This window comes from Bacillus sp. LH1, from assembly GCF_057924895.1.
Genome location: NZ_CM175007.1, coordinates 4,602,122 through 4,615,967, shown reverse-complemented (window position 1 = coordinate 4,615,967; position 13,846 = coordinate 4,602,122). Strand labels below are relative to the sequence as shown.

Annotated in this window: 14 protein-coding genes; 10 read left to right on the top strand and 4 right to left on the bottom strand. The window is 36.7% G+C overall.

Features of this window, described 5'->3' with window-relative positions; all coding sequences use genetic code 11:
• The first annotated feature begins 149 nt into the window (after window positions 1-149).
• Window positions 150-386 (top strand): DUF2553 family protein, encoded by a 237-nt coding sequence (locus tag ACX9TM_RS23875; protein ID WP_000533806.1) that lies wholly within the window; start codon window positions 150-152, stop codon window positions 384-386.
• A gap of 1 nt (window position 387) precedes the next feature.
• On the top strand, window positions 388-570 hold the full coding sequence (locus ACX9TM_RS23870) for a sporulation protein Cse60 (protein WP_000621751.1): 183 nt from the start codon (window positions 388-390) through the stop codon (window positions 568-570).
• 34 nt (window positions 571-604) lie between these two features.
• Here the strand turns inward: ACX9TM_RS23870 and ACX9TM_RS23865 are convergent, their stop codons facing one another.
• Window positions 605-832: a DUF3973 domain-containing protein gene (locus tag ACX9TM_RS23865; protein ID WP_000498989.1), complete on the bottom strand. Its 228-nt coding sequence runs from the start codon at window positions 830-832 to the stop codon at window positions 605-607.
• A gap of 421 nt (window positions 833-1,253) precedes the next feature.
• Here ACX9TM_RS23865 and ACX9TM_RS23860 point away from each other — a divergent pair, with 421 nt between their 5' ends.
• Both ACX9TM_RS23860 and ACX9TM_RS23855 read left to right on the top strand, forming a co-directional pair.
• Window positions 1,254-1,685 carry an SRPBCC family protein gene (locus ACX9TM_RS23860; RefSeq protein WP_000437765.1) on the top strand — a complete coding sequence of 144 codons (432 nt, stop codon included), beginning with the start codon at window positions 1,254-1,256 and terminating at the stop codon, window positions 1,683-1,685.
• Window positions 1,686-2,009: an ArsR/SmtB family transcription factor gene (locus ACX9TM_RS23855; protein ID WP_000098837.1), complete on the top strand. Its 324-nt coding sequence runs from the start codon at window positions 1,686-1,688 to the stop codon at window positions 2,007-2,009.
• A gap of 26 nt (window positions 2,010-2,035) precedes the next feature.
• Here the strand turns inward: ACX9TM_RS23855 and ACX9TM_RS23850 are convergent, their stop codons facing one another.
• Window positions 2,036-3,475: an MDR family MFS transporter gene (locus ACX9TM_RS23850; RefSeq protein ID WP_065382065.1), complete on the bottom strand. Its 1,440-nt coding sequence runs from the start codon at window positions 3,473-3,475 to the stop codon at window positions 2,036-2,038.
• 285 nt (window positions 3,476-3,760) lie between these two features.
• Window positions 3,761-5,032, bottom strand: coding sequence for a BaiN/RdsA family NAD(P)/FAD-dependent oxidoreductase (locus tag ACX9TM_RS23845; protein ID WP_000558859.1), 1,272 nt, complete (start codon window positions 5,030-5,032; stop codon window positions 3,761-3,763).
• A gap of 294 nt (window positions 5,033-5,326) precedes the next feature.
• Here ACX9TM_RS23845 and ACX9TM_RS23840 point away from each other — a divergent pair, with 294 nt between their 5' ends.
• Window positions 5,327-6,979, top strand: coding sequence for a putative polysaccharide biosynthesis protein (locus ACX9TM_RS23840; RefSeq protein WP_001284028.1), 1,653 nt, complete (start codon window positions 5,327-5,329; stop codon window positions 6,977-6,979).
• A 41-nt stretch (window positions 6,980-7,020) separates the two neighbouring features.
• Window positions 7,021-7,749 (top strand): pseudouridine synthase, encoded by a 729-nt coding sequence (locus tag ACX9TM_RS23835; protein WP_001234947.1) that lies wholly within the window; start codon window positions 7,021-7,023, stop codon window positions 7,747-7,749.
• An 80-nt stretch (window positions 7,750-7,829) separates the two neighbouring features.
• Here ACX9TM_RS23835 and ACX9TM_RS23830 read toward each other — a convergent pair whose 3' ends face one another.
• The gene (locus ACX9TM_RS23830; RefSeq protein ID WP_000805512.1) at window positions 7,830-8,051 is read right to left on the bottom strand and encodes a DeoR family transcriptional regulator; all 222 of its coding nucleotides are present in this window, start codon (window positions 8,049-8,051) and stop codon (window positions 7,830-7,832) included.
• 357 nt (window positions 8,052-8,408) lie between these two features.
• On the opposite strand from ACX9TM_RS23830, the gene pepV reads away from it, so the two are divergent.
• The 4 genes from pepV (at window position 8,409) to ACX9TM_RS23810 (ending at window position 13,843) form a co-directional block, all read left to right on the top strand.
• Window positions 8,409-9,815, top strand: a complete 1,407-nt coding sequence (pepV, locus tag ACX9TM_RS23825) for a dipeptidase PepV (protein ID WP_001274230.1) — start codon at window positions 8,409-8,411, stop codon at window positions 9,813-9,815.
• 104 nt (window positions 9,816-9,919) lie between these two features.
• The gene (thpR, locus tag ACX9TM_RS23820; protein ID WP_000418986.1) at window positions 9,920-10,465 is read left to right on the top strand and encodes an RNA 2',3'-cyclic phosphodiesterase; all 546 of its coding nucleotides are present in this window, start codon (window positions 9,920-9,922) and stop codon (window positions 10,463-10,465) included.
• A 211-nt stretch (window positions 10,466-10,676) separates the two neighbouring features.
• Window positions 10,677-12,818, top strand: a complete 2,142-nt coding sequence (gene pulA / locus ACX9TM_RS23815) for a type I pullulanase (protein ID WP_065382066.1) — start codon at window positions 10,677-10,679, stop codon at window positions 12,816-12,818.
• Window positions 12,819-13,045: 227 nt separating this feature from the next.
• Window positions 13,046-13,843: a phosphotransferase family protein gene (locus ACX9TM_RS23810; RefSeq protein ID WP_002094168.1), complete on the top strand. Its 798-nt coding sequence runs from the start codon at window positions 13,046-13,048 to the stop codon at window positions 13,841-13,843.
• The last annotated feature ends 3 nt before the right edge of the window (window positions 13,844-13,846 follow it).

Below are 13,846 nucleotides of genomic sequence, written 5' to 3'. Positions count from 1 at the left end.
TTTTTTTTGGGGACCTTATTTATAGTGATTTTTTTTAGAAAAATAGTACAGGTGAAGAAAGAAGGCATATCCACTTATTTTTAAGCATAAAATGTAAAAGCGCTAATACAATATACCTAAATCCGTTCTTTGCAAAGGAGGGAGAGAAGGTGGGGCGCACAATAAAAATTGATATTACAAATAAAGTTGTAGCTAAATTTAGACAAAATTATTTGGAATTATATACGAGTAAATTTATGATAGGTAAGTTTTATGTCTATACTGAAGATAAAGAATATGTGTTAGAAGACGGATATATATATGAGAATGGAAAGTTTTATCGCATCATAGATACGCACCGTGGCAATAATCAAGCGGCCGAGGGCTGCGATCTAGGACGGTGTTAACATGATTCGTGTGAAAGTATTTGATGAAAGTCACGAAAAAGACTTAGAAGACGCTGTGAATGTGTTTTTGAAAAAGATTGATGATAGCAACTTTGTAGATATTAAGTATCAAGTTGGTGTTTCTATTAACGACGATGAAAACCAAATTTATTGTTTTTCAGCAATGATCGTTTATAAAGCATAAAAAAGAGCTGGCTCACCCAGCTCTTTTTTATGTTTTATGTTGGGACAACATGTGTCGGTAATACGTTCATAATAGATTGGGTTGTGCCTAATTTCTTTGTCGTTAAAAGAGGCTCCCCTGTTTCATGGTTTTGGGCATCTTTACACATACCAAGGTGATAACGATCACCTAAAAATGGATCAATATAAAAACCGTTTTTGAATACTTTATCATTTGGATGTTTTTCATGGTGAATATCAGAGCAGTTAATGCAATAGAACATAGCGTTCAACCCCTTTTTATTTTGTTTGAAAAAAGTGAGTCGGTAGTCATTTCGCTCCTAAGGAAATGTTGAGGAGAAGAGAAATAACTACCTACTCAAATGGTGGGCATATTCCTTCTGATTTGTCATATCTCGCGTATTGTCCCTGAGGGAAGGAGGAGAGACGAAGTACGCATGATATAAGTAAGGCGCTTCTTTCAATATGAATGATGGAGTTTCATGTTGAGAGAAGTTTTTATTTTGTATTGCCTTTGTGAGTATATTATGAGGAAATGCTAAGAGGGTGTTTGTCCTGTTGAAAAAATGTTGAGAATTTCTCAACAGTAAAAGAATTAGCGTTGACATGAAACTAAAAGGTGTTATATTATCAAAGTATAACCAAAAGGTGTTATGTTGTAACGCCGAGTAAAGGAGAATGAAAATGGAACAACAAAATACATTAAATGATATTAAACAAACAATCGTTTTTAACGCGTCTATTCAAAAGGTATGGAGTGTAGTATCAACTGCAGAAGGGATTGCGTCATGGTTTATGCCAAATGATTTTGTATTAGAGGTAGGACATGAATTTCATGTGCAATCACCATTTGGGCCATCACCATGTAAAGTATTAGAAATTGATGAACCAAACCATTTATCTTTCTCATGGGATACAGATGGCTGGGTTGTTTCATTTGATTTGAAAGACTTAGGAGATAACAAAACAGAATTTACGTTAATTCACGGCGGCTGGAAACATCCTGATGAAATTCTTCCGAAAGCAAATGCGAAGAGCTCTATTATTCGCGATAGAATGAGCGGTGGTTGGGTAGCGATTGTAAATGAAAAACTGAAAAAGGTTGTCGAAGGCTAAGTGTCCTCGTCAGCAGCGAAATATGATGTATTTCAAGCAATTGCTGATCCAACCCGCCGAGAAGTAATACGGTTATTAAGTGACAAAGAGTTACCGATTTCCAAAATAACGGATCATTTTCCGATGAGTCGTACTGCGGTTGTAAAGCACCTTCATATTCTTTCAGAAGCGAATTTAGTAAGTGGAAGAAAAAGCGGAAGAGAGAAGATATATCGTTTGCATCCAGAACCATTAGAAGAATTACAACAATGGCTCTCGTATTATGAACGTTTTTGGGATAATAAATTATCCATGCTGAAACATATTGTGGAGAATGAAGAATAAAAAGGATGACCAAAATGGTCATCCTTTTATTGTTGCTCACTTGTTTGTGTAGCTGGCTTTAATAAGAGCCAAGCGATAATTAATGTAAATACTGCTAATACGAAAGTGCTCATATAAATGACGTGTACGCTTGATGCTAATGCAGATTGCGATTCGGTTACTACGTTTGCTGTAGTACCGCCGTGTCCGCCAGATACAAGATCAAGGTTTTTAATACCACGTGTGTGAATCATCGTATTGAAGATTGTACCGAATATTGCAGCACCTAACGTTTGACTAAATGTATTAATAAATGTGTTTAAACCAACAGCTGTTCCGCGTGTATGAGCTGGTACAGCTGCTTGAATTGTTACCATGTAAATCGGTGTCACAAGCCCCATTCCTAAGCCGAATAATCCGACTGCTACATAAATAAGGAACGATGGTGAATTTGTTGATAGTGTAAATAATAAGAACGTAGCGACTGATAAAATGCTAGCTCCAAGTAAAATGATTTGTTTCGTTTTTAATTTGCCTACTAAGTTACCAGAGAAAATAGCGCCAAATGTCCACATAACAGGAATTGGCATTAAAATAAGTCCAGCTTCTGTAGCGTTTTTCCCTAATACACCTTGGCTCCAAATTGGAAGGTACATTGTAATACTAATAATCATTGCGCCAGCAATAAGAGTTAATATATTTATCGTAGATAATGTACGGTTAGAGAAAAGTGCTAGCGGAATTAATGGTTCCGGAGATTTCTTCTCGATGAATAAGAAAATAATAAATGAAATAGCGGCAAAGATTAATAGGCCGATAATTGTCATGTCTCCCCAGTTTTGCTTACTGCTACCTGTTAATAATGCATATAGTAGAGCGATTGTACTTAATGAGAAGACTGTTGCACCAAGATAATCGATATGATGCTTAGCAGGTTTAATAGATTCTTTGTAGTAAATTGCAATCATTAAGCAAGCGATAATTCCGAATGGAACGTTTAGGAAGAAAATATAACGCCAAGAAAGGGAATCAACTAAAAATCCACCTACTAACGGTCCGATAACACCGGATACACCCCAAACGGCACTCATCCAACCTTGTGCTTTCGCGCGGTCTTTCGCTTCGCTATATAAGTCTCCAATAATCGTCATTGTGATTGGCATAACAGCACCAGCACCGATACCTTGAAGCGCGCGGAAGAAGATTAATTGTTCCATCGATGTAACGACTCCGCAAAGTGCAGAACCGACTAAAAAGATTGTAGCTCCGATCAGTAAAACTTTTTTACGGCCAAATAAATCAGCGAGCTTTCCGTATATTGGAGTCGAAACAGCTGTTGCAAGCATATAAATTGCATATACCCAACTAACAAGTTCGACGCCTGACAAATCACTCGTTATACGAGGGATTGCTGTACTAACAATCGTTCCTTCTACCGCAGAAAGAAACGTCATTAACATTAAAGACATCATGACTTTTTTTCTCATTTGTTTTCCCCTTACCCTTTTTTAAATATTCAACAATATAAAATATAAAGGTACTAAGGTATATAAAGCAACAAAAAAGCAATGGGAAGTTAAGTGGAGCCTATATTTGTCGTTTCTTGTCGGTAAGTCGATATATTTGGGAAATCGCCGATATAAGTTGCAGAATCGCTGATAAATTTGGAAAATAGCCGATATAAGTTGCGGAATCGCTGATATATTTGTGGAATCGCTCATATAATTTCATGTACCTATAAAAAAAAGAAACAGGAATCCCTGTTTCTTTTTTTAATACTGCATTTTCGCGTTTTCTCCAGCTGTCGTTCCGGCAATTCTACCAGTAACAAGGGCTGATGTAATATTATAGCCACCAGTATAACCATGAATATCAAGAACTTCTCCGCAGAAATATAAGCCGTTCGTAAATTTAGAAGACATTTCTTTCGGATTAATTTCTTTCACGGATACACCTCCGCCAGTAACGAATGCTTTTTCAATTGACTGCGTACCATTTACATTCACAGTAAACTCTTTAAAGTCTTTCACAAGTGCACGAATCTTTTCGTGAGAAACTTGTCCAGCTTGTTCGCTGCCGTCAATTTCATTTTTTTCTAATAAGAATAGGAAGTAACGTTCAGGAACATAACCTTTTAAAACGTTTTTAATTCCTTTTTTCGGATCTTCTTTCATTTGTTTCAGCATGCGCTGAAATAGTTGTTCACTATTTTCCTCTGGCAATGCATCAATACTCATTTGTATTGTATTCGTTTTAAACTTTTTCAGTGCTTTCACGACGAATTGGCTACAGCGAAGAGCAGCAGGTCCAGATAGGCCGAAATGAGTGAAGAGCATGTCCATTTTGTGAGAAATGATAGCTTTTCCTTTCGGATTTAATACACTTAAGTTTATATCACGTAAAGCAAGACCTTGTAATGAGCGGTCACGTATAAACGGCTCGTTTGAAAGGATAGGTACTTCTGTTGGGAATAATTCTGTGATTGTATGACCCGCTTTTTCAGCCCAAGCATATCCGTCTCCAGTAGATCCAGTTTGAGGAACTGATTTTCCGCCAACAGCGATAACGACGTGATTTGTTTCTAACACTTCGCCTGTTTGCAGTATAACTGCTTTTGTTTGACCATTTTCATATTCAATCGTTTCAACAGGCGTATTTGTACGAATTTTTACACCTAAGTCTTTTAATCGTGTTAAAAGTGCGTCTACAACAGATTGTGCTTTGTTGGACACAGGGAACATGCGACCGTGGTCTTCTTCTTTCAATTTAACACCGAGATTTTCGAAGAATGTAATAATATCTTCATTATTAAAAATAGAAAAAGCGCTGTATAAGAAGCGACCGTTTCCTGGTATATGTTTAACAATTTCATCAAGTGGTAGACGGTTCGTTACGTTACAGCGTCCGCCACCAGAAATTGCAAGTTTACGCCCAAGTTTATTTCCTTTATCAAGAAGTAAGACATTTGCGCCTTCTTCTGCAGCACCAATTGCAGCCATTAGCCCAGAAGGACCGCCGCCGATGACAATAACATCATAATGCATAATATATCGACCTCATTTTCTACATTTCCTGCCTAAAAGAATAGCATGTTTTCCCTTAAAAGAAAAATAGAGTGAAGTACTGCTTAATGAGAGAATTGTGGTACAATACAAAAGTTAGAGTTCAGCACTATCCTGCCATTTGTAGGCGATAAGACTAAAACCTCAAGATTTAGGAGAAGTAAATAGGGAGTCTGTTAGCCTGTAAATGCTCGAATGGTTCAACTAATAAGGAGTAGGAGAGAAGTCTCCAACTAATTATAGTTTCACTTTATGTAGATGTAGGAGGATTTTTGTATGTCCGATTCGAAATTTCTGCGCGGAACGCTTATTGTTACGCTAGGGACATTTTTAGTAAAGTTCTTAGGCATGATTTACGTCTTTCCGTTTCATGCATTAGTAGGAACAGAAGGCGGAACGCTCTATACATATGGATACATTCCATATACGATCTTTTTAAGTATCGCAACGGCAGGTGTGCCACTTGCTGTTTCAAAATTTGTTTCCAAATATAATGCGCTTGGCGATTATAAAACGAGCCGGAGAATGTTCCGCTCGGGAATGGTTATGATGATAGTAACAGGAGTTCTTTCGTTCCTAGTGCTGTACATGACGGCGCCATTGTTTGCAGAAGCGATGCTTGGTAAACAAAGTATACACAATAATGTAGGAGAAGTTACGACGATCATTCGTCTTGTAAGCTTCGCGCTTATTGTTGTACCAGCAGCGAGTTTAATTCGTGGTTATTTCCAAGGTCACCAGTCTATGGGACCAACTACCGTTTCACAAATTATTGAACAAATTATTCGTATCGTCTTTTTATTAGCAGGTAGTTTTATCGTTATTAAAGTACTTGGCGGTACAGTTGCAACAGCAGTTGGAGTAGCGACATTTGCTGCGTTCGTTTCAGCGGTTGGAGCACTCGGTGTGTTAATTTGGTACTGGCTAAAACGTAAAAAATATTTGGATCAATATTTAATTGAACAAACTGTACCAGAATCAACAGTAAGCACCGTTCAATTGTTTAAAGAGTTATTTGCATATGCGATTCCTTACGTTGTAATTGGGTTAACAATTCCTTTATATCAACAAATTGATACATTGACATTTAACTCAATTATGCAGGCGATTGGTCAAGGTGATATCGCAGAGCGAGCTCTCGGTATTTTCACAATGTGGACGCATAAGTTAATTATGATTCCTGTATCACTTGCAACAGCGTTTAGTTTAACGCTTGTACCAGCAATCACAAAATCATTTACTGAAAAACAATACCGCTATTTGAAATTACAAATTACACAAACATTCCAGGCAAATATGTTTTTAACATTGCCAGCAGTTGTCGGTATTTCTTCACTTGCATATCCAATTTATACTGCGTTTTACGATTCAGATCCACTAGGTGGACAAGTATTAATGTGGTATGCACCAGTTGCGTTGTTATTCGCTTTATTTACAGTAACAGCAGCAATCCTGCAAGGTATTAACCAGCAGAAGCATGCGATTATTGCGCTTATAATGGGCGTTATTTTGAAATTTGTATGTAACGTAATCTTTATTCGTTATTTCGGTACAGTAGGAGCAATTCTAGCGACAGCAGTTGGTTTCTTAGCTTCTGTTTGGTACACAAATCAACAAATTAAAAAATACGCACACTATTCATTCGGTGTTGTATATAAAAGAACATTCCAAATTGCAGTACTGACACTTATAATGGTCGTTGCTGTAAAACTATCACAATGGATTCTATCCTTCATGATTTCGCCTGATGGCCGTATTGGTGCTCTTATAACAGTTGCGATTTGTGCAGGTATTGGCGGTCTTGTTTACGGATTGTTAGCAATTCGCACAGGAGTACTTGAAAGAGTATTTGGTGGAGAAGCATTAGATAAAATTCAACGTAAACTTGGTAGTAGATTTAAAATAAAGTTGAAATCAAGAGGGGCGTAATTACGTCCCCTTTTCTATGATAAATAAAGAAGGTGAAAAACGTGAGATTAGATAAATTATTAGCAAATATGGGATATGGAAGTAGAAAAGAAGTAAAGAAATTATTGAAAGATGGCGTTGTGAAAATTGATGGAACGCCAGTAAAAGATGCGAAAGTTCATGTAAATGTAGAAGAGCAAGAAGTTATGATTCACGGTGAAGTTGTGGAATACAAAGAATTTGTTTACTTAATGATGCATAAACCACAAGGTGTTATTTCAGCGACGGAAGATGATAATCATGAAACAGTAATAGATTTATTAGAATTAGAAGATGCAATCTTTGATCCGTTCCCAGTTGGACGACTTGATATCGATACGGAAGGCTTCTTATTGATAACAAATGATGGGAAGTTATCACATCAATTATTATCTCCGAAAAAGCATGTGCCGAAAAAATATTATGCACACGTTGCAGGAGTAGTAACAGAAGAGGATGTAAAAGAATTTGCTAAAGGTGTTATTTTAGACGATGGCTATGAAACAAAGCCAGGTGCACTTACAATATTGAAAAGCGATGATATTTCTGAAATTGAGCTTGTGATTACGGAAGGGAAATTCCATCAAGTGAAGCGTATGTTTGAAGCGGTAGGAAAAAAAGTAGTCTACCTAAAGAGAACAGAGATGGGTCCGTTAGTATTAGATGAAGAACTAGAACTTGGACAATACCGAGAGCTAACAGATGAAGAAGTAGAAATGTTAAAAACATATCAAGTAGATACTGAAAAGTAGTACCTTTATAGGCGCAGAAAAGACCCCTTTCTAATTATTAGAAAGGGGTATGTATTTATTTACCATACAATTATTTTTCGTTATGAGGTCATTCTCACTTTCTTTCCTGTTGTTGTCCACTTACCGCGGCAAGGGCTATACACGAGTTCATTAAACTGCAACACATTTAGATCACGTTGTATCGTTCGCGGTGTGATCCCGAACTCATCTACAAGGTCTTTCGTCGTTACCGTTCCGTTTTCATTGATGTACATATAAATTGATTTAATGCGTGTTAGCATACGAGTAGTTGTAGGTTTCAAGAGAAAACCACTCCTCTACTAGTTTTTTTGACCCCATTCAGGAAAGAAGGTCGTTACTACCATTGTACTCTACATGATAAAATTCATGCTTTAATCTACTTAAATTTTACAGAAATTTAACAAATATTCATATAGAAAAATATTGGTAGTTGACATTGTATATATGGTCAGTCAACTAACACATAAAATTCTACGTAAAACGCCAAATTCCTGCAAATTTTTTTGAAAAAACAAAAGAAAAACTAATAAGAAATATCTGAAATATTACAATTGTTCGGTATTTAGTTTTCGTGTATGGCATAAGAGATTTCTGTTTGTTATGATGAAAGAAACAATATAGTGAAGGATGGATGCGTGATGTCAGCGATTAATTGGACAGAAGAAGTTGCAAAACGAAAAGATGATTTAATTCGTGATACACAACAATTTTTACAAATTAAAAGTGTATGGGAAGAAGAATCTGCGAAAGAGGGCGCACCATTCGGTGAAGGTGTAGAAAAAGCTCTATCTTTCATGTTACATAAAGGAGAAGCTGAAGGTTTTGCTTCTAAAAATTTAGAAGGATATGCAGGTCATCTTGAAATGGGACAAGGAGAAGAATTAGTAGGTATTCTTTGTCACGTTGACGTTGTACCAGAAGGAGATGGCTGGACGACTCCCGCATATAGTGCGGATATTCGCGATGGAAAGATTTTTGCACGTGGTGCAATTGACGATAAAGGCCCAACGATGGCAGCATATTATGCAATGAAAATTGTGAAAGAATTAGGCTTACCTCTTTCAAAACGTGTTCGTATGATTATAGGAACAGATGAGGAAAGCAATTGGAAATGTGTAGATCACTACTTTAAAAATGAAGAAATGCCAACAATTGGTTTTGCACCGGATGCAGACTTTCCAATTATTAATGCAGAAAAAGGAATTTCTGATATACAAGTTGTGCAAAATGGTAGTGAAGAGAAAAAAGGTGCATATGAACTTGTTTCATTTGATTCAGGGCGCCGTTTAAATATGGTTCCTGATTTTGCAGAAGCAGTTATCACAGGAGAAGATGTAAATGCACTTACAGTAGCATATGAAGAGTATTTACAAACTGCTAAAAAAATAGGGAAATCGACTATAGAAGGAAATACAGTGACGTTGCAAATAGAAGGAATTTCAGCGCACGGATCTACTCCTGAAAAAGGAGAAAATGCAGGTTTATTATTAGCAAACTTCTTAACTACAGTTTCACTTGATGGAAAAGCAACTGCATTTGCGACATTTGCAACAGAAACATTTACTGGTGATATTTTTGGTGAAAAAGCTACTATTGCTTACAAAGATGAAATTAGCGGTCCGTTAACAGTGAATGTCGGTCGCATTTCTTATACGAAAGAAAACGGTGGTAACTTAGGGCTAAACGTACGTTACCCAGTTACAACTAACTTTGAAGAAACAATTGTGAAGTTGAAAGAATATGTTGGTACGCATGGTTTTGAAGTGGCTGACTATTCTAATTCTCGCCCACATCACGTCGATAAAGATCACGTATTAATCCGTACGTTACAACGTGTGTATGAAGAACAAACAGGTGAAAAAGCAGAACTATTAGCAATCGGCGGCGGTACTTATGCTCGTTCATTAAAAGCTGGTGTGGCATTTGGCCCGCTATTCCCTGGAAAAGAAGAACTTGCGCATCAAAAAGATGAGTATATCGAAATTGAAGACTTATTGAAAGCAACAGCAATTTACGCGCAAGCAATTCATGAATTAGCGAAGTAATGGATATATAAATAATGTCCGCTCTCTATTTTGGAGAGCGGCTTCTTTTTACCTGAATGAGATAAGAAAGAAAAGCAACAATAGAAAAGAAGGAGAAGATGTACATGGAACTGCATTATTTTGTCGCAATTACGTTACCGAATCATATAAAAGAAATGCTGTCTAACTATAAAGAGGATATGCAAGAGGAATTACAATTTCGTTCATGGGTACATAAAGAAGACTATCATATTACCCTTTCATTTTTAGGGAGTGCAACGGGGGAACAATTAGAGGGAATAAAGAATGGATTAAAAACAATTGCAGAAACAAAAGAACTATCGTTCACATTACAAGGTTTTTCAACGTTTGGTAGGGAAGATCAGCCTCGTATTTTTTGGGCGAAGGTAAGTGAGAATCACGATTTGTTTCAGTTGCAAAAGCAAATACATGCCATTTGTGAAGAAAATGGATTTTCTCTAGAAACACGCCCATATCACCCGCATATTACCGTTGCTCGTAAATGGATAGGAGAAGAAAAGTTTCGTTTAGAAAGTATAAAAGAAGTGCCTGAAATATCATTTCAAGCAGATACAATTACTTTATACGAATCCCACGTGAAAGAAACCCCGAAGTATAAATCGATTGCTGAAATAAAATTACAAAAATAGAATGTTGAAAACGTTTTTTATGCAGGTGAATATACTATAGAGAAGAATGGAGTTACTGTATAGAGTCTTGTTGATAAGAAAAGCCTTATCATTTGCAGCTCATTTTATCTCGCCTAATTGGTGAAGGCTAATAATAAGTGAGGATGGAGAAATTTTCTCGCTCATTAAAGTTTCACTTTATTTTAACTTTGAGAATGATGGTGATTTTTTTATGTTGAAAGTAAAACGTCCATTTGATGCCTATTTAGATGAAATGAATAAAATTACAATTTTGCTCCCACATGCGTATGGAACAAGTCGGACATTTCGTTTGCAAGAAGGAAGTAATGTGAAAGATTTACCGATTGCTCATACTATTGCGCTTCCAGATGCAACGAAGTATGAGTGCTTTATAGAAGAGCCGCTAGATGTGGGGAAGTATTATACAGTACGAGATGAACGGAATGAAGAAACTGATTTACAAATAGGTGCTGTTATTCGAACAAAAAGTTTCGATGAAAAGTATTATTACGAAGGTACAGATTTAGGTGCTGTTTATCAAAAAGAAGAAACGACATTTAAAGTATGGGCCCCAACTGCAAGGCTTGCGAAAGTAAGAATTTATAAGAGCGATAAAGAATATACCGATCATGAAATGTACAGGGGAGAAAACGGAGTTTGGATTCAAACATTACAAGGTGATTTAGACGGAGCACGCTATACATTTCTTGTTTGTATTAATTTAATATGGAACGAAGCTGTGGATCCTTATGCAAAGTCGGTGACGGTAAATGGAAAACATGGTGTTGTTATCAATTTAGAAAAAACGAATGTAACAAGACGAGAGGGATTACCAACATTACAATCAATGACAGATGCCATATTGTATGAACTGCATATTCGTGATGCGACTATACATCCAAATAGTGGAGTAATTCAAAAGGGAACATATAAAGGATTGATGGAAGAGGGAACAACAGGACGGAATGGGACATTAACAGGGTTGTCCCATATAAAAGATTTAGGTGTTACACATGTTGAACTATTACCTTTATATTGTTTCGGTGGTGTAGATGAGGCGAATCCTTCGTCCGCCTATAATTGGGGATATAATCCATTATATTACAATGCACCAACAGGATATTATGCTATAAACCCCTCTGATCCGTATAACAGGATAGTTGAGTGCAAACAACTAATTGAAACATTTCATGAACAAGGTATTAGGGTGATTATAGATGTTGTCTATAATCATGTTTATGAAAGAGAGCTATCATCATTTGAAAAGCTTGTTCCAGGATACTATTTTCGTCATGGTGAAGATGGTATGCCTTCTAATGGGACGGGAGTCGGAAATGATATAGCGTCTGAACGGAAAATGATGAGGAAATTCATTGTAGAGTCTATTTTATATTGGCTTACTGAATACAATGTCGATGGATTCCGATTCGACTTAATGGGAATTTTAGATGTTGATACGATGAATATGATAGAAAAAGAAGTGCGAAACATAAAACGAGATGCTTTGTTATTAGGAGAAGGATGGGATTTGCAAACACCGCTTCCTCGTGAGGAAAAAGCAACGTTAAATAATGCGAAGAAAATGCCACATATCGCGCAGTTTAATGATCAATTTCGTGATGGGATAAAAGGGAGTACATTTCATATAAATAAGCGTGGTTTTGCATTTGGTGGGCATGTAGACTGTAATCATTTGCAGTATATTGCAGCAGGAAGTCTTTTAAGTATGAAAGAAACAGGCCTGTTTCTAGAGCCAGCGCAAAGCATTAACTATGTAGAATGTCATGATAATATGACGATGTGGGATAAACTAGTGCGCAGTAATGAAGAATCAGAAACGATTTTGAAAAAACGTCACCTGTTAGCGAGCGCAATGGTTATTCTTTCACAAGGCATCCCTTTCTTACACGCAGGGCAAGAGTTTTATCGTACGAAGAAAGGAAATGAAAATAGTTATAATGCAAATGATGAGATCAATCAATTAGATTGGGATCAAAAAGAGAAAGAGATAGAGACCGTTAACTATATAAAAGGTTTAATTGCGATTCGTAAAGAGCATGGGGCATTCCGATTACAAAGCGCAGATCTTATAAAAAAACATATGACTTTTTTACAAACATCTACAGAAGTACTTGCATATCACCTAGAGCATGCAGAAACGTTTGGGCCATGGAAAGAGATTATCGTCTTATTTAATAGCGGTTTAGAAGCTAAAACTGTGCAACTTCCGAATGAAGCAACGTGGCATGTGTTAGTAAACGAAAACGAAGCGAAAATAGAGCCAATTTCTTCATTTAGAGGAAAGGAACTTAAGCTCGCTCCAATTAGCACGTATATATTGACGATAATGTGACAAATCGCTACTTGACGATGAGAATGTAATAAATGTAGAATTGACAAAGGTGACGATTTTGATAAGTTGTCATTCTATGACAGGTTTTGTAAAATAAAATAGAGGATTTTTGGCTTAGGCTAATTTTTCTTTTCATTTACAGTAAAATATATGAATCCACAACATGTGTAGAAATGTTGCGGTTTTTCTTTTCATAACTATAAAAGATAAGGATTTGTTAACGGGTAATGAATATGGAATGGTTGGAACAATTATTAGGAAAAGAGTGGAGTCTTGTACCGGCTGGTGGAGTAACGGGCGATGCATATATTGCGCAAAACGGACAACAGAAGTTATTTTTAAAGCGGAATACATCGCCCTTTTTAGCGGTATTGTCAGCAGAAGGAATTGTTCCAAAATTACTTTGGACAAGAAGGGTAACGAACGGTGATGTAATTTCTGCTCAAAAATGGCTTCCGGGACAGAAGTTAGAGCCAGAGGATATGAAACTAGAACGTGTTGCGAAACTTTTGAAGAAAATTCACTCCTCTAAAGCGCTTGTACAGATGATTCAAAGACTTGGGAAGCAACCGCTTCACGCACAAGAGTTATTACAACAACTGCAACTCGTTTTAAGAGGAGATATAAGGGATGATGAAACAATTCAGCAAGGCCTTCAATATTTAATGGATTCATTAAAAGCTATTGAATACAATGAATTCGTTGTATGCCATTGTGATGTAAACCATAACAACTGGATATTGTCGGATGAAGATGAGTTGTTTTTAATTGATTGGGATGGAGCTGTGATTGCTGACCCAGCTCTAGACCTTGGTATGTTATTATATTGGTACATTCCGCGCCAGGAGTGGAGTGAGTGGCTCGGTTTTTATGATATTGAAATGGATGAATCGCTGCTTAGGCGCATGAGATGGTATGTGATAGCACAAACGATTTTGTCTATTCAATGGCATACAACAAAAAAACAGCAAGCAGAAGCTGAATATTGGCATCAATATTTACAGCAACTACTTGCTTCAGAATAATAC